12 protein-coding genes are annotated in these 21,031 nt (G+C 65.4%); 4 read left to right on the top strand and 8 right to left on the bottom strand.

The window, feature by feature from the left end:
- Positions 1-7: 7 nt before the first annotated feature.
- Positions 8-2,761, top strand: a complete 2,754-nt coding sequence (locus SR858_RS12050) for a hybrid sensor histidine kinase/response regulator (RefSeq protein ID WP_322534574.1) — start codon at positions 8-10, stop codon at positions 2,759-2,761.
- 120 nt (positions 2,762-2,881) lie between these two features.
- On the opposite strand, the gene SR858_RS12045 is transcribed toward SR858_RS12050, so the two are convergent.
- The 7 genes from SR858_RS12045 to SR858_RS12015 form a co-directional block, all read right to left on the bottom strand.
- On the bottom strand, positions 2,882-6,241 hold the full coding sequence (locus SR858_RS12045; RefSeq protein ID WP_019921037.1) for an exo-rhamnogalacturonan lyase family protein: 3,360 nt from the start codon (positions 6,239-6,241) through the stop codon (positions 2,882-2,884).
- Between the two features lie 25 nt (positions 6,242-6,266).
- Entirely contained in the window at positions 6,267-8,867 is a 2,601-nt protein-coding gene (locus tag SR858_RS12040) for a TonB-dependent receptor domain-containing protein (RefSeq protein WP_019921036.1), read from the bottom strand.
- A gap of 130 nt (positions 8,868-8,997) precedes the next feature.
- Positions 8,998-9,987: a FecR family protein gene (locus SR858_RS12035; RefSeq protein ID WP_019921035.1), complete on the bottom strand. Its 990-nt coding sequence runs from the start codon at positions 9,985-9,987 to the stop codon at positions 8,998-9,000.
- Entirely contained in the window at positions 9,984-10,493 is a 510-nt protein-coding gene (locus SR858_RS12030) for a sigma-70 family RNA polymerase sigma factor (protein WP_040377582.1), read from the bottom strand. The genes SR858_RS12035 and SR858_RS12030 overlap by 4 nt, the downstream gene beginning before the upstream one ends.
- A 105-nt stretch (positions 10,494-10,598) precedes the next feature.
- Positions 10,599-13,256 (bottom strand): hybrid sensor histidine kinase/response regulator, encoded by a 2,658-nt coding sequence (locus tag SR858_RS12025; RefSeq protein WP_019921033.1) that lies wholly within the window; start codon positions 13,254-13,256, stop codon positions 10,599-10,601.
- 66 nt (positions 13,257-13,322) lie between these two features.
- On the bottom strand, positions 13,323-14,477 hold the full coding sequence (locus tag SR858_RS12020) for a glycerate kinase (RefSeq protein WP_026637133.1): 1,155 nt from the start codon (positions 14,475-14,477) through the stop codon (positions 13,323-13,325).
- A gap of 17 nt (positions 14,478-14,494) precedes the next feature.
- A complete protein-coding gene (locus SR858_RS12015) occupies positions 14,495-15,820 on the bottom strand; it encodes an MFS transporter (protein WP_019921031.1) in 1,326 nt (441 codons plus the stop codon).
- A 220-nt stretch (positions 15,821-16,040) separates the two neighbouring features.
- Here SR858_RS12015 and SR858_RS12010 point away from each other — a divergent pair, with 220 nt between their 5' ends.
- On the top strand, positions 16,041-17,198 hold the full coding sequence (locus tag SR858_RS12010) for a sugar diacid recognition domain-containing protein (protein WP_019921030.1): 1,158 nt from the start codon (positions 16,041-16,043) through the stop codon (positions 17,196-17,198).
- 126 nt (positions 17,199-17,324) lie between these two features.
- On the opposite strand, the gene SR858_RS12005 is transcribed toward SR858_RS12010, so the two are convergent.
- Positions 17,325-18,926, bottom strand: coding sequence for a methyl-accepting chemotaxis protein (locus SR858_RS12005; RefSeq protein WP_019921029.1), 1,602 nt, complete (start codon positions 18,924-18,926; stop codon positions 17,325-17,327).
- A gap of 175 nt (positions 18,927-19,101) precedes the next feature.
- Between SR858_RS12005 and SR858_RS12000 the strand changes: the two genes are divergently transcribed.
- Together SR858_RS12000 and msrB are read left to right on the top strand one after the other, a co-directional pair.
- Positions 19,102-20,604, top strand: a complete 1,503-nt coding sequence (locus SR858_RS12000; RefSeq protein WP_019921028.1) for a protein adenylyltransferase SelO family protein — start codon at positions 19,102-19,104, stop codon at positions 20,602-20,604.
- A 14-nt stretch (positions 20,605-20,618) separates the two neighbouring features.
- Positions 20,619-21,017, top strand: a complete 399-nt coding sequence (gene msrB / locus SR858_RS11995) for a peptide-methionine (R)-S-oxide reductase MsrB (RefSeq protein ID WP_019921027.1) — start codon at positions 20,619-20,621, stop codon at positions 21,015-21,017.
- Positions 21,018-21,031: the final 14 nt, after the last annotated feature.

Below are 21,031 nucleotides of genomic sequence, written 5' to 3'. Positions count from 1 at the left end.
CCCCGCAATGTCCACGCCAACACTCTCATTCTCCCTGCCCGCCTGGCGCAGGCTGCTGGCGTGGTTGGCGATGCTGCTCTGGATGCCGGTACTGGCGCTGGCGCAAACACCGCTGCAACTCGATTCGGGCCGCGACGTCATCGACGCCTGGCCGGCGGTGACGGTGATGACCGACCCGGGCGGCGCCATCACGCCGGAACAGGCCCTGGCGCAGACACGCCGCTTTGCCGCGCCCGCGTCCGCGCAGGCCACGCTTGGCGTGCACAAGGACGTGGTCTGGCTGCGCATCCCGGTCGCGGTGCCGGCCTACAGCAGCGGTCACTGGGTGCTCAGCATCGACTACGCGGTGGTCAACCGGGTGGACGTGTACGTGGCCACCAATGGCAACATCGAACGCCACATCGTCACCGGCAACTTGCAGCCGGTGGCCGAACACGGGCCGCGCACGCGGGTGCCGGCCGCGCAGCTGCAACTGGCGCCGGGCGCCAGCCACGTGCTGCTGCTACGGGTGGAAAACATCGGCGCCATGATCCTGCCGGTGCGGCTGTCGCGCCCTGCCGCCTTCCACGCCGAGTCGCTCGATGAGCAGATGCTGCAAGGCATATTGCTGGGATTATGTGTGTGCCTGCTGATTTACAGCCTGGCGCAGTGGCAGAACCTGCGCGAACCGCTGTTCGGCAAATTCGCGCTGATGGTGGCCGGACTGACGCTGTTTTCGGTGGAGTTTTTCGGCCTCGGCAACCAGTACCTGTGGCAGAACAGCGTCTGGATGAGCATCCACGCCGGCGGCCTGTTTGCGCTGGCCGCCAGTTGCGGCGCCTACCTGTTCGTCGAGCAGGTGCTGGCCCGGCCCGGCCAGGACCGGCTGTTCAGCCGCCTGATGAAAGGCGGCGCCGCGCTGTGCGTGGTGGCGGCCGTGGCCTACGCCACCGACCTGATCGGCGTCGGCGCACTGGTGGGTATCGTCAGCACGCTGGGCATCATGCCCATGCTGATCGGCCTGCCCGGCGCCTACCTGCGCGCGCGGCGCGGCGATGCGGTGGGCGTCTACCTGTTGCTGGGCTGGTCGGTCAGCTTCTCGACCTCGGTGGTATTGAGCCTGGTGATCAATGGTGCGCTGGCGGCCAATTTCTGGACCATGCACGCACTGCAGTTCGGGAACATCTTCGACATGCTGCTGTTCATGCGCATCCTGGGCCTGCGCACGCGCGACATGGAGCTGGCGATGCTGCGCGCGCAGGAAGCCACGCGCGCCAAGTCGGAATTCCTGGCCCACGTGAGCCACGAAATCCGCACGCCGATGAACGCCATCATCGGCATGAGCCGGCTGGCCCTGACGACCGCACCCGACCCCAGGCTGCGCAACTATCTCGACAAGATCCTCGGCGCCGGCGAACACCTGCTGGCGGTGCTCAACGACATCCTCGATTTTTCCCGCATCGAAGCGGGCAAGATGCGCCTCGAGCACGTGCCGTTCGACCTTGCCGACGTGCTGGAACCACTGGTGCCGCTGGCGGCCACGGGGACTGCCACCTTGAACACGCGGGTGCAAACCGGTGTGCCCACGCGCCTGGCCGGCGATCCGCTGCGCTTGCGCCAGGTGATGATCAACCTGGTGGGCAACGCCTTCAAGTTCACCGAGCGCGGCGAAGTATCTGTGACGGTGGACCTGGTGGCCCGTGCCGCCCACAGCGTGGTGCTGCGCTTTACCGTCGCCGACACCGGCATCGGCATGACCCCGGAGCAGGTACGGCGCCTGTTCCAGTCATTCACCCAGGCCGACGACAGCATTGCCCGCAAATACGGCGGCACCGGCCTGGGCCTCAGTATCTGCCAGCAGCTGGTGCGGTTGATGGACGGCGACATCCAGGTCAGCAGCACACCCGGCGTGGGTAGCCGTTTCAGCTTCACGGTACGCTTGGGCATTGCTGGCGCGGCCACGATGGCAGCGGCTGCGGCGCCCAGGTTCGACGCGGCAGCGCTGGCCGGCGCACGCATCCTGCTGGTGGACGACAACGCCAACAACCGCGAAGTGGCGCACGACTTCATGACGGCCGCGCGCTTGCAGGTCGATGTCGCGTGCAACGGCCTGGAAGCGATCCGCATGGTGCAGGCGGGCGACTACGACCTGGTGCTGATGGATGTGCAGATGCCGGAACTCGACGGCCTGGCCGCCACGCGCCGCCTGCGGTCGTTGTCGCGCTACGACAAGCTGCCGATCATCGCCATGACCGCGCACGCCCTGCCCGCCGACCGCGCTAAAAGCCTGGCCGCCGGCATGAACGATCATCTGACCAAGCCGATCGACCCGGACCAGCTGTTTGCAGCGCTGGCCAGATGGATTGCGCCGCAGGCCTGGGCGCAGCGCCGTCCCTCATCGGAGCCGGTGAACGAGACAAGCGTGAGTGCGGCGCCCAATGTCCCTTTGCCGCAAGCGCCCGGACTCGACTGGGACCGCGCCCTGCGTCTCGCAGGCGGGCAGCGCGCCAGCCTGGACCTGCGCATCTGCAGCTTTGTGCGCGAATATGCAGCCGCGCCGTCGATCATCCGTGCCGCCGCAGCATGCGGCGACCACGCACCATTACAGCGGCTGGCCCACGACCTGCAAGCCACGGCACCTTACGTCGGCGCCGGCGCAGTAGCCGCAATAGCGCAAGCGCTCGAGCACGAACTGAAATCCGGCCAGGCCGACACCATCACCGGCCTCGCCAACCAGCTGGCCGACGACCTGCAACAATTGATCGCCACCCTCCATCAATAGCTTCGAGCTTCGGGGTCAGAGCTTCGGGGTCAGTGCCGACATTCGGACACAGGCTCGGCAACTATATGGCTGAGCTCCTGCCCAAATGTCGGCACCTGCCCCGAAGCTGTGTGAGGCCAATCAGGCGATGCGGCGGACCTGGAAGTTCTCCACTTTCTGGCGCGACTGCGTGGTACGCAATCCAAAGTAGCCGCCGCCCGCCTGCGGGCCCGGGGCGCTGAACCACTCGCGGTCGTCCACGTACAGGCGCGTGCCCTTGGCGTCTGCGACGATGCGGATGCGGTACGGCTGGTTGGCTTTCAACAGGTATTCCGGCGCCAGGTACTCTTGCAGCAGCTTGCGTTCACCGGTGCCGTCGTAGGTGCGGAAGCGCGAGGTGGTATTGGTGTTGCCGCCTATGCCGGCGTAAAACATCGGCACCTTGTCATAGTCTTCCAGCTTGCCGGAGCGAGTAAACGGATCGCTGCCCAGTTGCGCCTCCCAGAAGAAGTTCAGATCGGACAGGCGCTCGTGCGGTTTGCCCTCGGCCAGCACGGTGCGGGTAAAGCTGATTTCGTAGTGGCCGATCAGCTGCTTGCGCAGCCATACCGTCAATCCGCGTTCGGCATCGAGTATCAATGCGCCCGACGACACGAATGCCGCCTGCTCAGGCTTGCCGGCTTCCGCCTCCACCGCCCACGCGCGCGGATCGAAGCGCTGGAAATCGTCCGCCACCACGGTCTGACCGATGGCGTCGAGCGCCACCATGCCCATTGCCCCCAATGCCCACTGGGCGATGGCGTTGGTGGAGATGGCCGGCGCTTCCTCGATCTCGCGCAATACCAGCGGCGGTTTGACGCGGCGCGATACCAGGTCCTTGTCCACCAGCCCCGCCTTGCCCTCGTAGAACTGCGCCCAGGCGCGCTTGAGCAGCGCCGGATCCTGCCACTGCACGGCGGCGTAGCCGAGCAGGCGCGCGTGGCCCTGGCCCAGGTTGAGCTTGCCGAGGCTCTGGCCCAGCTCCGCCTTCTGCTGCGCCTCGGTGGCGTTGTACAGGCGGCAGTAGCGCAGCCAGGCGTCGCGGAACGCCGGCTGCGGTACGGTGCGTATCAATTCGCTGCAAATTTCCGGCAGGCCGAACACAGCGCTCAGGTGCGAGACGCTGATCTTGCGCTCCTTCTCGACGATGAAGGCGCCGGTGCGCAGGTTCATGGTGCCGCCGCCGGCCAGGAAGCCTTCGGGCTGGGCGGCAATGCTGGCCATCGACCGCAGCAGCTTGTCGCGGATCTCGGGCTGGCCGCTGCGCTCCCACGCGGTAAACCACGCGCCGGCAATCGCGCCCCAGTCGGTGCCGAACGATACGCTGGCATGGTTTTCCGGATCGACGGTGGGCGCCACCTGGCCGATCTTGCGGCCCGGGATCACCGTTTGCAGGCGGTTGACGGCATCGGTCTGCGCCATCATCAGGTCGCCGATGCGTTCGTCGGCGGTCAGGTAATACATGAAGCGGCGGTTGATCACGGTGGAGATGCGCAGCTGCTTGGCGCTGTCGCCCCAGTGCTGCACATTGTGGCGCGACCCCAGTGGCGCGAACGGACCGATATGGTGGACATCGACTTCACCGGTGTGGCGCGTCATGGCTTCGGCCATGCGGAACACGTCGGCGCGGCCCGTGTGCAGGTAATAGTGCCACAGCCAGATGTCGGTGCTCAGCTCCGAGTTGTCCCAGGCATAGCCGCCGACATCGTAACGCCACACGTGACGCTGGTTGTCGTAAGTGTGCATCACGTCGCCGAAGTCCCAGAAGCCGTACCACTTGCGGTCCTCGACCTGGTTGCGGTAAAAATCGAAGCTCCACGCCAGCTGCTTTGCCAGCTTCGCTTGCGCGGCATCCGGTTGCGCCACCGCCGGGCTCCAGTAATCGCTGAACACGCTCGCCTGGTAGATCCGTTCGGAACTGGCAACCAGCAGCGGTGGCGACTGGATGCGGCGGCTGATCGACACCAGGTCCTCGTTCGACGGCGTGGCTGCCAGCAGCTGCCATTGCAGTTCGCTGGTGCGGGCCACGCCCAGCGGCGTACCAAAGCCCTGTTCGTAATCCTCGTAGGTGATGTCGAGCGCGTCGCGCTGCTTCTCGTGGGTATCTTCGCCCATGCCGTCATGGTAGAAGCGCAGGTCCATGGCCGGCGCGTTGGGCGCCCACAGCCACATGGTCACGGTCGCCTGCGCGGTCTCGGCGCCCTGGATGTCGAGCTGGCCCGGATAGCTTTGCCAGAAATTACGCACGCCGAAAGCCACGCCGCCATCAGGCGCGCCGACGTACGCGGTGCCGGAAGCACGCGCGCCGCTGGCCGCGTGTATCCAGCCGTGTCCCGCGCTGGTGCGCTTGCTGATCGAGAAACCGTCCGAGTGCGATTGCAACAGCGAGTAGCTACCGAACGCCGGAATGTATTGCAGACCCTTTTTAACCTGCGGGCCCATTTGCGCCAGCGGCACCGCGCGGCCATTGAGCTGCGCATCATAGACGGCGGCGCCCGAGTCGCGGCGCAAGCCGGTCAGCCCTTTGACGGCTTCGGCAAACACGCCGCCATTGTCGCCCACGAAACGCACATGGCGATCATACAATTCGCTGGTGAGCGGCACGCCGAAACGCAGGCCCACGCCACGGATGTAGGACTTGGCCGGATCGGCGTCGTACACCAACGTGTGCACCAGCCGCACCGCGTCGGAATTTTTATAAAAATACAGGCGCACCACGAACGGCAGCAAGGTGGCGCCGTCCGCATGGCGATGGCTGCCGTCGATGCGCACCACCACGCGCTGCGCGCCGTTCTGCTCGAGCGTCACCTTGTCGATGGCGCCGTCATAGGCGCGGCGGCTGGCGCCCCGGGTCTCGTCATCGAGCGCGCCATCGACCAGCAGCACCAAGCGGCCGTCGCGCAGCAGCTGCTTGCCGTTGCGTTTCATGGCCGTGACCAGCACCGCGCCCGAACGTGGCAGCGAGCATTGCAGCACGCCGGTATCGATCTCGATCGCACCGGCACTCTCCTTGGCCAGCGGCGCGCCGGGCTTGACCGCTTTGGCGGCGTCGCCGACCAGCGGATGCAGGCTGTAGCCCGCTTGCGGCAGGCCGCCTTTGGCGTCCGGCGGCAGCGCATGCGCCGACCATTTGAGCGAGCCGTCCGGCCAATAGGCCAGCGGCCACGATTGCACCGGCTGCACAGCGCCACCGGCGCTGCGCAATTCGAAACCGGCGTCGCGCGGAATGCGGCCTTGCGGCCATGGCACGCCCCAGGTGGCGCCACCAAAGCTGGCGGGCTGGCCTTCGAGCCACTGCAACGGGGTTTCGCCCAGTTGCGGCGGCCCGGCGCGGCCGGCGCGATCGACCGTGGCCGGCGCGGTGGCGGCGACAACGTTCGATGCCTGGGTGAGCGCCGCGGCGCCCCCGGTCAGCAACGATGCCAGTTTGATGAATTGACGACGCTCGAATGATGCACTCATGCCTGCCTGCTCCGTAACTGTTTACCTAGTATTTGTATGTCAGTGTCGCGCCAACCGTGCGCGCTTCACCCAGCCAGCCCCAGACCGTGCCGTAGTCGCCGGCGCCTACGCGCCGGTAGTACCGCTTGTCGAAGGCATTGTTAATCCAGAGCGATGCGCTCCAGTCTCCCCGTTCCAGCTTACCACCGGTGCCGGCCGAAAACGAGGCCAGGCCATAACTACTCACCCGAGTGAGCGCCGAGTTATCGACGGTGCCGAACATGTCGCCGCGATAGGCATAGCGGGCGCTAACGAAATTATCAAGGCCGCCTTCGGTGCGCCAGCCGTAGCGCGCATTGGCGTTCCAGGTCACCTTCGGTGCGTTGAACACGCGTGCGCCGGTCAGGTCGCACGATGCCGGCGGACGTGGCGACAGCGTCACCTCGGGCGCGCAGCGCGCGTTGCGGTAATCGGTGTAGCGGGCGTCGTTATACACGCCGGCCAGATCGATCGTGAAGTTGCGGGTGAACGCGGTGCGCACGGTGACTTCAAAGCCGCGCGAGCGGAAGGTACCGGCGTTCATCAGGTAGGTTTGCTGGTCGTCCGGGTTGTAGCCCTGGGTCTGGAAATCGCTGATCTCGGTCTGGAAGATGTCGGCCTTGAGCGACACCTTGTCGTTCCATAGCGCGCCCTTCACGCCCAGTTCCACGGTCCGGGTTTTCTCGGGCTTGACGTACAGCGAGTCCAACCCCGCCTGGCGCGCCGCGCCGGCCGAGATATTCAGGCCGCCCGATTTTTCGCCGTACGACGCGGCCAGGTAGCTGCTCCAGTCGTCATTCAATGTATGCCTGAGCACCAGCGTGCCAGATGGCAGCGTGTGGTACTCCTTCAGGTAGCCGGAATTGAACGCCACCCGGTTGTAGCGCACGAACTGGCCGCCCTTCTCCTGGTAGTTCACGCGCACGCCGCCGGTCAGGTCCCAGTCCGGGGCGATGTGCCAGGTGCCTTGCGCGTACGGCGATACCATGCGGTCGCGCAGCGTACCGAGACGGATCACGTCGAGATTGTTGTACGTGGCGGAGGCCAGGTAAATGCCGGGCAGCGGGCCGGGGCCATAACGGGTGTGGGCCACGGTGTCCATGTTCTGGCCCAGGTGCGTCAAGCCCAGCGCGTAGTCGAAGCGCTCGCCCACCGGCGAATCGAGACGGAATTCCTGCGACCAGGTGCGGTCGCGCACGGCGGTGCCGGTGTTGTTGTAGATGTTGACGCTGAAACCGTCGGCCATGTTCGGCGCGGACCGGAACGAGCGCACCGACGACACCGAGCGCAGCTTGTAGCCATTACCGAACTTCCACTGCGCCACTGCCGACAAGCCGCCCTGCTTCACATGGATGCTGTTCTCGTCGTCGAGATCGACATTGGGACCGAACACGATGTTGTTGCCAATCAGTCGCGAACGGGTGACATAGCCGTCCGTGCCGCTGAACACATTGGTGGCCAGCAGCACCGGTGTGGGCGCGCTGTTGCTGATGCTGTAGTCGGCCGACAGGCGCAGGCTGAACGCATCGCCCTGCGTGTACAGCGCTTGCGCGCGCAGGCCGGAACTCGAACCGCCACCGAGCTTGTGGCCGTTGCGGAGGTTGGTGACCGGGCCGTCGTTGTTGCTATAAATGGTATTGAGGCGGCCGGACCAGTGCTCAGACAGGGGGCCGGACAGCATGGCGCGAAAACGCCGGTAGCCGTTCTGGCCAACCGAGAACGACGTCGATGCCTCCGGTGTGGCCGACGGCGCGCGCGTGTGAATATTCAAGACGCCGCCGGTGGCGTTGGCGCCGAACGCCGTGCCTTGCGCGCCACTGAGCACCTCGGCGTAGGCGATGTCACCAAGGCCGTTACCGAGCATGCCGGCGCGGGCCAGGTACACATTATCGACGTAAATCGCCACGCTGCTCGGCATGCCGATATTGGCGTCGCCGCTGGCCTGGCCGCCGCCGTCGCCCACGCCGCGGATGGTGATCTGGGTGTCCGACGGATCGGTGCTCTGGATCACCAGGCCGGGCACCAGCTGCTGCAAGTCTTCCAGCGTGGTCAGGTTCTGCTCTTCGATCTGGTCGCCGGTGACGCGGTACGACGACGTGGGCGCCCGCTGAGGATCGTCGGTGGTTTCATCGAAGCGGCCCACCCGGCTGCCGCTCACCGTCACCCGGGCCAGCACCTCGCCGCCGGGCGGCGGCGCAACCGCTGCAGCCGGCGCCGACTCGGCGTGCGCCGGCGCGCGCAAGGCCACCGGCGCCATCAGGACTTTGACCGGCGGCACGGTGGCCGGCGGCGGCGCCGCGCGGCGGATGGTCAGGGTGCCGCCGCTGGCGCCCAGTTCGAAACCGGTGCCTTCCAGCGCGCGCCGGATCGCTTCGGTCGCGCTGTAGGTGCCGTTGACGGGCGCTGAACGCACCGTTTCCAGCAAGCGCGGATCGTAGGCCAGCGCCACGCCGCTGTCGGCGGCGATGCGCAGCAGGGTCTTGTCGAGCGGCGCGCCGGCCAGCTGGTAGGTTTGCCTGGCTTGTTCCTGCGCCAGCGCGGCCGGCGCCACCAGCAATTGTATCGCTGCTGGAATGGCCAGCAGGGCCAGTTGGTAAGTCTTGTTCACGAGCTGCCTCACAGTGTAGTGCGCCTCCGCTGAGACGCTTCAAACCCATGTGCAACGAGAATGCAAAAGCGTCAGCGCCGGTTGAAAATAATTTTTCGGGGGGCAGCGTGCCCCGGTCAGCGCGACCCGGTCAGCGCAGCACCGTCAAATAGCGGCCATACCGCGTGACGGTCACCGGCAAAGCCTCCGCCAATTGCCGCAAGGCGGCGTCGATATCGTGCAGGCGGAAGACCCCGCTCACCAGCCGTGCGGCCGCACTGTCGCTGGCGCGCAGCATGCCGGGCCGGTAGCGGCCGAACACGTCCAGCAGCTCGGCCAGCGGTGCGCGGTCGGCCACGTGCACGCCGCGCGTCCAGCCGCTGACGGCAGCGAACGACAGGTCGCTGGCGCGGGCGCCATCGCGGTTGAAGTAGCAGGCCTGGCCGGCTTGCAGCCGCAGCGCGGCATGCCCATCGGGACGCAGCATGGCGCTGCCGGAACGCACGGCCACCACGCTGCGCGCGCGCAGGCGGCCCACCGTGAACTCGGCGCCGTCGGCCTGCACCACGCCGTGCGCGGTGGCCACGGTCAATGGTGCCCTGGCGCCCAAAGCACCAGGCGTCAACAGCAACTGGCCACGCTGCAGGTGCAGGCTTGCCGTGCCGGCAGCACCGGTCCCGCTTTGTAGATAAATACGGCTGTTGGCGTCGTAGGCCATCGCCGTGCCGTCGGCCAGCGTGGCGCGGCCGCGCTGGCCGACGGCGCCGCGCCAGTCGGCGTCCAGCCCCAGTTGGTGATAGCCGGCGCGCGCGCCCCAGGCGCCCACGCCCACCACCAACAGGCCGAAGGCGGCGCGCAGTGCGCTACGGCGTTCATCGGAAGGCGCGCGCAAGGCCGCCGCCATGGCCGCATCAGGGCCACCGCCGGACAACGTCGCACCGGTGCGGCCGCCCAGGCGCGCCAGGCGCTCCTGCAAGGCGTCCCAAGCCTGCGCATGCGATGCGCTGGCGGCATACCAGCGGGCGAAGTCGCGCAGCCCATCGTTATCGATACCAGCATCAGCGGCGGCCTGCCCGTCGCGCAGGCGTGCCTCCCATTCCACGGCCTGGCGCCAGGCCAGGCCGGTGGCGTCAGTGCTCATGCGTTGCCGCAGCAGGCCAGCAAGGCTTGCGCGATGTATTTGCGGACCATGCTCACGGAAACCCCGAGCCGCGCCGCGATCTCGGCATAACCGAGTTCTTCGTACTGGCTGAGGATGAAGGCTTCGCGCGCGCGGGCGCTCAAGCCGGCCAGCGCGGCGTCGATGCGCACCAGTTCCTCGACCGCCATGCAAACATCTTCGGGTGAAGCATGCCAATGGCCGGGCGTTAGCGCCAGTTGGGCCAGGTAATCGCGCTCGAGGTCGCGGCGGCGCCAGAATTCCCACGTCAGGCGGCGGCCGATGGTGGTCAGCAGTGCGCGCGGCTGGCGCACCACGGCGATGTCGTCAACCAGCGCCAGTTCTGTGAAGGCCGATGCAGCCAGGTCTTCGGCATCGTGGCGCGAGCCCACCAGGCGCTGCATGGCGCCGGTAAGCCAGCCATAACTGCGGCGAAATTCGCTGCCGAGGAGCTGCGCGCGGGCGGAGTCTATAGATACGGAAGTCATAATCCGCACTATATTCGTCTCGCTTGCGATATAAAACGAACTAAAACAGATAAGCTATGGAAGAATTCGCGCTATGACAAAAGCGCATGGCAGGCGCGCTTTTGGTTATCGCTCAGGGGCGGCGCGGCCCAGGTGGCGCGCCAGGATCGAGAACATCTGTTCGACGTCGATCGGCTTGCCGATAAAGTCGTCCATGCCAGCCGCGATGCACTGTTCGCGCTCGCTGGCCATCACGCCGGCCGTCATGGCAATCACCGGCAGCGACAACCGCAGTTCTTCGCGGATGATGCGGGTGGCGGTAAAGCCGTCCATCACCGGCATTTGCACGTCCATCAGCACCAGGTCGCAATCGAGGCGGCGCAGCTGCGTGACGGCATCCTCGCCGTTCTCGGCCACCGCCACCCGCGCGCCGGCCTGTTCCAGCAGGCCGCGCGCCACCACCTGGTTGATCGGATTGTCTTCCACCAGCAGGATGCGTACGCCAGCGAGCGCCGGCTGGGCGTTATCGTCCGGTGCGGCCGGCTCCTGGCCGAGGGCGCGCGCGGCCTGCACCGCCTCCAGCAGGCCCACCGCCGTCACCGGCTTGGCCAGGCAGGCGGCAATGCGGGCGTTGGCCATGTCTTCGGCCACCAGGTCGCGGCCGTAGGCGTTGAGCATGCAGACCAGCGGCGCCCTGATCTCGGGCTGGAGGGCACACAGTTCGGCCATCTGCCAGTCCACCAGCACCGCATCGTACACGGCGCCATTGCGCAGCAGCGCGATCGCCGCCTGCGCGTCGGCGGCGACGTCGCAAGTCCAGCCGGCAGCGGCGATGGCCTGGGCGATGCAGTGGCGGCTGGTGGCGTTGTCATCGGCCAGCAGCAGGTGCAGCGGAGCGATGGACTGCGCGGCATCGACGGTATCGGTGGCGTCGCTGACGCCGAGCGGCACGGTGACGCGGAACTCGCTGCCCGCGTCCGGCATGCTGTGTACGTCGATCTGCCCCTGCATCAATTCGACCAGGCCCTTGGAAATGGTCAGCCCCAGCCCGGTGCCGCCGAAACGGCGCGTGGTGGACAGGTCGGCCTGCGTGAATGGCGAGAACAGCCGCGCCACCTGCTCTTCGTTCAAGCCGATGCCGGTGTCCCTGACCGCGAAGCGCAGCAGGCTGGCGCCGCCCGGCGCCGGCAGCCGCGACACCGTCAATGACACTTCGCCGCGCTCGGTAAACTTGATGGCGTTGCCGGCCAGGTTAACCAGCACCTGGTGCAGGCGCAGCGCGTCGCCGACCAGGTGGCGCGGCACGTCGCCTTCGACGCCGATGGCCAGTTCGAGATCCTTGTCGCCGGCGCTCACGCTCATGATGGTGGCCACCGCGTGCAGCACGTCGTCGAGGCGGAACGGCGCGTGGTGCAGCTCTACCTTCCCAGCCTGCATCTTGGACAGGTCCAGGATATCATTGAGGATGCCGAGCAGCGACTGGCCCGAGGTGCGTATCATGTCCAGGTAGCGCGCCTGTTCCGGCGAAACACCGGTGCGGCCCAGCAGGTGCGCCACGCCCAGCACCGCGTTCATCGGCGTGCGCAGCTCGTGGCTCATGTTGGCGACAAACACGTCCTTGGCGGCGTTGGCCGCCTGCGCTTCACGCATGGCCGATTCGAGCTGGCGGGTACGGTGTTCGATCAGGTTTTCCAGGTGGTGGCGGTAGCGCAGCAGTTCCGACTCCACGCCGTGCAGGGTGTCGAGCGCCTGCGCCGCCTCGTGGAACGCAGCCGGCGGCACCGGTCCCTGGCGCGCCTTGCCGCCCAGCGCCATCGCCGCCGTGGTAAGCGAACGCACCGAACCTTCGATATTGCGCGCGAAATGCCAGGCCACGCCGAAGCCGGCGGCGGTGACCGCCGCCAGGAAGGCCATGATCCAGGTGATCGATTCGAACACCGCGGCATACACGGCGCTGCGCGGCACGCCGATCACCACCGACCAGCCGCTTTGCAACGACCGGCTGTACATAGAATACACGGGGATGCCTTCCAGCGTGGTGGCCTCGATCGCGTCTTCCTGGCGCAGCCGGAAGCGCGACATCAAGGTGGGCGAGACTGGCCGGCCCACGTATTTTTCCGGGTCATGGGTACGCGCCACCAGCATGCCGTTGGCGTCGAAAATGCCGGTCACGCGGTCGGCCGGCAGCAATTGCTCGCGCAGCACCTGGCCCAGGCGCTCGGGCACGAAAGCCACCGAGATCACGTACACCACCTTGCCATCACGGATCACCGGCGCGTGGATCGCCGCCAGCGGGCGTTTCAGCGCGCCGGCATAAAACAGGTTGGAAATGAGCGGCTTGCCGGTCTTGAACACCTGGGCGATGCGCGCCGCGCTGAACGGATCGGGATACACCTCGCCGTAAGGACGGGCGGTATTGAGCAGCTGGACCGAATCGCGATCGTGCAGCACAAAGTTATAGCCGGGGAATTCCGGGCGCAGCACGTCGGTGGCCTGGCGGTAGAAGGCGGCGAAATCGCGGCTGTCGATGCTGGGCGAGTTGGCCAGCGCCAGGGCCACCGTGATGCCGGTGTTGAGGTCGCGATCAACCGCCTGGATCAGGGCCCGGGCGGTGATCAGCGTGTCTTGCTGGATGGTCTTGCGTTCGCGGACGATGAAGTTGTTGGTCAGCAGGGCAATACCGAGGATGGCCGGCAAGGCGCAGGCCCAGACCAGGCTGTAGAGCTGGGAGCGTATGGTCGGCAACCTGGCCACGTACTTCTGTTCACCCTGGTGCGGCGCCATGAAAATCCTTCCTGCGGGCGTGCGTACATGCATAGCCGCAGGAAATGACTTTAGCACAGACTGGAGTTAGCTCCCTAATTGTGTTCCCAGGCGCAACACTGCAGCGATGTTGCGCGCCGAGGTGCGCACATTGTAGGCGGCGTCCGCCAGCGCCCGCTCCAGCGTGCACGGACAATTGACCACGCTGAACACGGCGTCGATGCCATGGCCGTGAATCACGCCCGCGCCCGGTTCCAGGCTGCCGGCGATGCCGATCACCGGCTTGCCGTGGCGCTTGGCCACGCGCGCCACGCCAATCGGGGTTTTGCCGTGGATGGTCTGGCTGTCGATGCGCCCTTCCCCGGTCAGCACCAGGTCGGCGTCCGCCACGGCGGCATCCAGGCCCACCGCGTCGGTCACGATCTCGCTGCCCGGGCGCAAGCTGCCGCCCAGGAAAACCAGCATGGCCGCACCGATGCCGCCGCCCGCGCCCGCGCCGGGCAGATCGGCCACGTCGGCCAAGTTGCGGTCGAGGTCGCGGGCGATCACGGCCGCATAGTGGCGCAGATTGGTATCGAGCAGCGCCACCATGGCTGGTGTAGCGCCTTTTTGCGGGCCGAAGATGTGGGAAGCGCCCTGCGGCCCCACCAGCGGGTTGCTGACGTCGCACGCCACGTCGAACACGCAGTCCTTGATGCGGGCATCGAGCCCGGACAGGTCGATCCGGGCCAGCGCGTCGAGCGCGCCGCCGCCCGGCGCCAGGTCGCGCCCGGCGGCGTCGAGCAGGCGGCCACCGAGCGCCTGCACCATGCCGGCGCCGCCGTCGTTGGTGGCGCTGCCGCCGATGCCGAGCACGAAGCGGCGCGCGCCGGCGTCCAGCGCGTCACGAATCAGCTCGCCCGTGCCATAGCTGGTGGTGTGCAGCGGATCGCGGCGGTTGGGCGGGACCAGTTCCAGGCCGCTGGCGGCAGCCATCTCGATCACTGCCGTCTGACCGTCGCCCATGATGCCGTAGAAGGCATCGACCGGCTCGCCCAGCGGACCGCGCACCGACAGGTCCACGCGGCGGCCGCCGCTGGCGTCGATCATGGCTTGCACCGTGCCTTCGCCACCGTCGGCCACCGGCACCTTGACGTAAAGGGCGTCCGGGAAGATTTCGCGGAACCCCGCTTCGATTTCATTGGCAATCGCCATCGCGCTCAAGCTTTCCTTGAACGAATCGGGGGCGATGACGAATTTCAGTTGCTTGTTCATGATAATTATCGATTCACCAACTTGGCCGGTACCCGCAGGACCAGCAGCGCGCCGAGCAGCATCACCGCCGACAACACATACAGTGCGGCATCGGTGCTCTGGGTGGCATCCTTGATCCAGCCGACCAGGAACGGGCTGACGAAGCCGGCGATCTGGCCCAGCGAGTTGATCAGCGCCAGGCCGGCGGCGGCAGCGGCGCTACCGAGGAAGGCGGCCGGCAGCGACCAGAACATCGACAGCGCGGCCAGTGCACCCATGGTAGCCATCGACAGGCCAACCATCACGACCAGCGGGTTGGTGGAGAAGTTGGCGGCCATCATCAGGCCAAACAGGCCCATCAGCATAGGCGCGCTGACATGCCAGCGGCGTTCGCGGTGTTTATCAGCCGACCGGCCGGCCCACACCATGAATACGGCAGCAAACAGGTAGGGAATGGCGCTGAGCCAGCCGACGGTCTGGGTGTCGTAGCCGAGCGACTTGATGATCGATGGCAGCCAGAAATTAATGGCGTACACGCCCATCTGGATGCTGAAGTAAATCACGCCCAGCATCCACACGCTGCCATTTTTCAGCACGTCGCCGATCGACTGGCCGACGGTGCTGGTGGCTTGCCGCTGTTTTTCGTCGTCGTCGAGCGCGGTCTGCATGGCGGCTTTTTCTTGCGTGCTCAGCCACTTGGCCTGGGCGATGCCGTCATTCAGGTAGAAGTACACGGCCACGCCCAGCAGCACGGTCGGCAGACCCTGCAGCAGGAACAGCCACTGCCAGCCGGCCATGCCGCCCTGGCCGGCCGAGAAGTGCGCCAGCATCCAGCCCGACAGCGGACCGCCGATCAGGCCCGAAATCGGGATGGCCGACATGAACAGCGCCATCACTTGGCCGCGCTTTTGCGACGGGAACCAGTGCGTGAAGTACAGCACCATGCCCGGGAAGAAGCCGGCCTCGGCCACGCCGGTGAAGAAGCGCAGCACGTAGAACGAGGTGGGGGTAGTGACGAACAACATGGCCGCCGACAAGGCGCCCCACATGATCATCATTACGGCGATCCAGCGCCGCGCGCCCAGTTTATGCAGGATCAGGTTGCTTGGAACGCCGCTGAGGACATAGCCGATGAAGAAGATGCCGGCGCCGAGGCCGTACACCGTGTTGCTCAGGTTGAGCGCGTCCATCATCTCCAGCTTGGCGAAACCGACGTTGACGCGGTCCAGGTAGTTGAAGAAGTAACAGACGAAGATAAATGGAATCAGATGCCAGGTGGCTTTTTTGTAGGCGCCGTCGAGTACGGCACCGGCCGATGCAGCATTTGCAGCGGTGGTGGTGGAATTGCCCATGCAGGTCTCCTAGATGTTGTAGTGTCATGACGACTGACAGCGCTGATTATCTGGAATCACTGCATAAAAATCATCGGCCGAATGCACGAGAATTGGCAGTCGCCAGGACAAAATACTGGGCAAACGCCTAAATATTTCCCTGGAAAAACGACTTTCGAGCGTAATCCGTCGTTCCTTGGCACAATGTCGGCTGCAGTTAACCCACCATGAACAGCTAGCCATGACCATCTTGAACAGCGCGTTGGCGCAGGACATCGTCACTCGCACGATGAAAATCATCCCGTACAACGTCAACGTGATGGATGCCCACGGCAGCATCGTCGCCAGCGGCAATGCTGCCCGCATCGGCGAGTTGCACACGGGTGCGATGCTGGCCCTGGCCAAGCAGTTGCCGGTCGAGATAGACGCCGCCAGCGCCCGCAATATGCACGGCGCCCAGCCCGGCATCAACCTGCCTTTGAGCGTCAACGGCCAGCTGTGCGGCGCCATCGGCCTCTCGGGTGCGCCGGACGACGTGCGCCAATTTGGCGAGCTGGTGCGATTGACTGCCGAAATGATCCTGGAACAGGCGCAGCTGACCGACGCCCTGCAACGCGACTCGCGCTACCGCGAAACCTTTGTGCTGCAACTGATCGCCAGCGATCCCGGCGCCCGGTCCGGGCTGGAATCGTGGGCGCGGCGCCTGGGTGTGGACTTCCGCCGCCCGCACGTGGTGATGTTGCTGGAACTGGACGACCGGGCGGCCGGCACGGTGGAAGCACTGAGCGAAATCCAGCGCTTGCAGCTGCGCCTGCTAAGCCGGCAGCCGTCGGCACTGACGGCGGCTGCCAGCTCGCACGAGCTGGTCATCCTCGATTTTCACGACAGCGTGGCCGCCACCGATGTGCCTGCCTGGGCCCAGCGCAAGCTCGAGGCGCTGGCGACATTGCTCGATGAAGAAGGCGCACAAGCTCATGGGCTGACGGTGGGCATCGCCCTGGCAGGCCTCGATAACGTGGCGATCTCGTACCAGAGCGCACGCACGGCGGCGCGCATCGGCCGCGCCCGCGACGGCGGACGGCGGCGCTACAGCTATTACGACCAGGCGTTGCCGGTGTTGTTATCGGGTCTTGATGCCGGTTGGCAGGCCGAGCAGCTGCGCCAGCCGATGCTGCGCCTGCAGGCGCAGGACAAGAACAAGGAATTATTACAGCGCACACTCGAGACCTGGTTCCGCCACGACAGCCACCTGGCGGCGACGGCGGAAGCGTTGCACATCCACCGCAATACGCTCGACTACCGGCTGCGCCGCATCGGCGAAATTACCGGGCTTGATCTGTCGCGGCTGGAAGACCGCTTTTTGCTCTATGTCTCGCTGCTGCTGGCTGACGTCGGTTAACAACCTGTCCCGATAGAAAATGAGGCGCTGCTTGCGCGCCTCGGCAGCGGGGCCGGCGTTGCGCGTCATCGCATGGCCTGGCGTGGATCGGCGTGGGCAGGCCGCGCCAGTCTTGGCCCGGCCAGTTCAGCGGCCCAGTGCCAGGACCGGACGTTTGGCGCCATGGCCCAAGCGCGGCGCCGACTGTGCATCGACCTTGAAGGTGCTAACCAGTTCTTCCAAGGTGGCCGCCTGTTCCTGCAGCGAACCGGCTGCTGCTGCCGCCTCTTCCACCAGCGCCGCATTTTGCTGCGTCACTTCATCCATCTGGGCGATGGCCTGGTTGATCTGGTTGATGCCTTCGCTCTGTTCTTCACCGGCCACCATGATTTCGCTGATGATGCCGGTCACGCGTTCGACGCTGCTGACAATTTCGTCCATCGTCGCGCCGGCCTTGTCCACCAGTTGCGAGCCGGCATCCACCTGCTCCACCGACGCCGTGATCAGTTCCTTGATTTCCCTGGCGGCCGCCGCCGAGCGCTGGGCCAGGTTGCGCACTTCTGTCGCCACGACGGCAAAGCCACGGCCCTGTTCGCCTGCACGGGCCGCTTCCACCGCCGCGTTCAGCGCCAGGATATTGGTCTGGAACGCAATCCCGTCGATCACGCCGATAATGTCGGCGATCTTGCGCGACGAGCCGTTAATCGTGCTCATGGTATCGACCACTTGCGACACCAGCTGGCCGCCCTTGCTGGCAACATCCTGAGCGGTGATCGCCAGGTGGTTGGCCTGGCGCGCACTGTCGGCGTTGTGGCGCACGGTGGTGGTCAATTCCTCCAGCGACGACGCGGTTTCTTCCAGCGCGGCGGCCTGGTTCTCGGTGCGGCGCGACAGATCCAGGTTGCCCTGCGAAATTTCCGCGCTGGCGGTGGCGATCGAATTGCTGCCGTTGCGGATGCCGCGCACGGTGGTGGACATCTGGTCTTGCATCTTGATCAAACCCTGCATCAGGCTGCCCATTTCGTCGTCGCGTTCGACGCGGATATCGTTGGCCAGGTTGCCGCCGGCGATCTGGTCGAAGTGGCCCAGCGCGGCGCGCAGCGGTTTCAGGATGGCCGACAGCAGGCGCAGGGTCGAGAACACGATCAGCACCATGCCGCCCAGCAGCGCGATCACGAAGCCGACTTCGAAGGCGCTGAAGAACGACTGGCTGTCGTCGTAGTGTTTGCGCGCGCCGTCGAGCTGGTACTTTTCCAGCTTGTTGGAGGCTGCGTCGAAAACGCCGAATTCCTTGCTCATCTTGTTCATGGCCAGGTCATCGATTTTCTCGGCATTTTGCGACTTGATTGCGCCCATCAGCTCGCGCAGGAAGCTGATATAGACCGTGCGTTTCTTGTCGAGGTCGGTCGCCAGTTGCTGCTCTTCGCCCGTCAGCGGCAGGGCCAGGTACGATTTCCAGGCTTTGTCGCCATCGAGAATGAAGCCTTCGGCGCGGGCCAGCGTCTTGTCCAGGTCGGGCGAGTCCGGGTGGAACACGCCGCGATCGATGACAAAGCGCGCACGATTGAGGAAGTTCTTCGACTCGGTGAGGATCAGCACCGATGCCATCTGGTTTGAATACACATCCTTGAGCGCAAAATTCACCTTGTTCATGCCGAACAGGCTGACCGCGCCGATGGAAATAATCAACAGGCCAAGTACTGCCATCGAGACAATCAGCCGGGTACGGATAGTGATGCGAGTGAACATGGGATCCTGGAGCGCAAGGTGAGAAATGTGAAATCTGAGAAATGCTGCAAGGCAATATTTTAAGTGGAAGTACGTATTTCCGTCAATCAATTTATCAATGAAGTAACTTACTATTAGCAAGCATGTGCACGCGACGCACTTGGCTGCGCTGCGGTAAAATCGCGCTTTCCGGCCCTTGGGCCGGGTGCTCTTCACAGGAACCATCATCGCTACCAATCTGACCTCGCTGCCGCTGGACAATTCTTTTGCGTCCCTGCCGCCCGCGTTCTACACCCGGCTGATGCCCACTCCCCTGCCCGCGCCCTACCTGGTGGCGGTCAGCCCGTCGGCCGCACAACTGCTCAAGCTCTCGCCGGATCAAGTCGCGGACAGCCTCGACATCCTGGTCGGCAACGCCGTCCCGGAACAGGGGCAACCGCTGGCAGCCGTGTACTCGGGCCACCAGTTCGGCGTGTGGGCCGGCCAGCTGGGCGATGGCCGCGCCATCCTGCTTGGCGCTGCCGCCACCGATAATGGCCCGCTGGAACTGCAATGGAAAGGCGCCGGCCAGACGCCGTACTCGCGCATGGGCGACGGCCGTGCCGTGCTGCGGTCGTCGATTCGTGAGTTCCTGTGCTCGGAAGCCATGCATGGCCTCGGCATTCCGACGTCGCGCGCGCTGTCGATCGCCGGTTCCAACCAGGGCGTGATGCGCGAGACGGTAGAAACCGCTGCCGTGGTGGTGCGCATGGCGCCCAGCTTCGTGCGGTTCGGCTCGTTCGAGCACTGGTACTACCGCAAGCAGAACGAACAGCTGAAAGTCCTGGCCGACTACGTCATCGATCACTTTTATCCCGATCTGCGCGCCAGCGACAACCCCTACCAGGGCCTGCTGGCGGAAGTCACGCGCCGCACCGCGCACATGGTCGCCCAGTGGCAGTCGGTCGGCTTCATGCACGGCGTGATGAACACCGACAATATGTCGATCCTGGGCCTGACCATCGATTACGGCCCGTTCGGCTTCATGGAAGCGTTCGACGCCGACCACATCTGCAATCACACCGACCAGCAGGGCCGGTACTCGTACGCGAACCAGCCGCAGGTCGGCCACTGGAACTGCTACGCGCTGGCGCAGGCCCTGCTGCCGCTGATCGGCGAGCCGGAAGACGCCCAGGCCGCGCTTGACGTTTATCAGCCCGCCTTTGCCGCCAGGCTCGATGAGCTGCTGCACGCCAAGCTGGGTCTGACCCGGCTGGACGCGCATGCCGATGCCGACCGCGCCCTGTTCGACGCCATGTTCGCTGTCATGCAAGCCAACGGCGTCGATTTCACGCTGTTCTTCCGCCGCCTCGGCGGCCTCAAGGCGGCGGACGCCAGCGGCGACGAGCCGCTGCGCGACCTGTTCATCGACCGCCCTGCTTTCGACGCCTGGGCCGGGCAATACCGCCAGCGCCTGCAAGCCGAGCACAGTGTCGATGCCGACCGCCAGCTTGCGATGAACCAAATCAACCCCAAATACGTGCTGCGCAATTACCTGGCCCAGGTAGCGATCGACAAAGCGCAACAGCAGGATTACTCGGAAGTGGCGAAATTGCTGGCGATCCTGCAGCATCCATACGACGAGCAGCCCGAGCATGACCAGTACGCCGCCTTGCCCCCCGACTGGGCCAGCCATCTCGAAGTAAGTTGTTCTTCTTAAGAAAGATCTAAGCCATGACCAATAAAGTCACCAAGTCCGACGCCGAATGGCGCGCCATGCTCGATCCGATGGAATACCAGGTTACCCGCCACGCCGCCACCGAACGCGCCTTTACCGGCAAGTTCTGGGATCACCACGAACACGGTATCTATACTTGCGTCTGCTGCGACACACCGCTGTTCCGCTCCGATACCAAGTTCGACTCCGGTTGCGGCTGGCCCAGCTACTTCGAAGCCATCGATCCGGCCAACGTGATCGAGAAAACTGACCGTACCCATGGTATGCTGCGCACCGAAATTCTGTGCGCCGTGTGCGACGCCCACTTGGGACACGTGTTCCCGGACGGCCCGCCGCCAACCGGGCTGCGTTATTGCATCAACTCGGCGTCGTTACGGTTCGATCCACAAGAGTAAATAAATACTGAGGC

The organism is Duganella zoogloeoides (assembly GCF_034479515.1).
GTDB lineage: Bacteria > Pseudomonadota > Gammaproteobacteria > Burkholderiales > Burkholderiaceae_D > Rugamonas > Rugamonas zoogloeoides.
Note: the sequence above shows the minus strand (reverse complement) of the source record. Positions and strands in the feature narration are given on the sequence as shown.

What these genes read in the sequence shown, in the direction of transcription:
- SR858_RS12050 (WP_322534574.1), top strand. Translation starts at nt 8, where the DNA reads ATGTCCACGCCAACACTCTCATTCTCCCTGCCCGCCTGGCGCAGGCTG.
- SR858_RS12045 (WP_019921037.1), bottom strand. Translation starts at nt 6,241, where the DNA reads ATGAGTGCATCATTCGAGCGTCGTCAATTCATCAAACTGGCATCGTTG.
- SR858_RS12035 (WP_019921035.1), bottom strand. Translation starts at nt 9,987, where the DNA reads ATGAGCACTGACGCCACCGGCCTGGCCTGGCGCCAGGCCGTGGAATGG.
- SR858_RS12030 (WP_040377582.1), bottom strand. Translation starts at nt 10,493, where the DNA reads ATGACTTCCGTATCTATAGACTCCGCCCGCGCGCAGCTCCTCGGCAGC.
- SR858_RS12025 (WP_019921033.1), bottom strand. Translation starts at nt 13,256, where the DNA reads ATGGCGCCGCACCAGGGTGAACAGAAGTACGTGGCCAGGTTGCCGACC.
- SR858_RS12015 (WP_019921031.1), bottom strand. Translation starts at nt 15,820, where the DNA reads ATGGGCAATTCCACCACCACCGCTGCAAATGCTGCATCGGCCGGTGCC.
- SR858_RS12010 (WP_019921030.1), top strand. Translation starts at nt 16,041, where the DNA reads ATGACCATCTTGAACAGCGCGTTGGCGCAGGACATCGTCACTCGCACG.
- SR858_RS12005 (WP_019921029.1), bottom strand. Translation starts at nt 18,926, where the DNA reads ATGTTCACTCGCATCACTATCCGTACCCGGCTGATTGTCTCGATGGCA.
- msrB (WP_019921027.1), top strand. Translation starts at nt 20,619, where the DNA reads ATGACCAATAAAGTCACCAAGTCCGACGCCGAATGGCGCGCCATGCTC.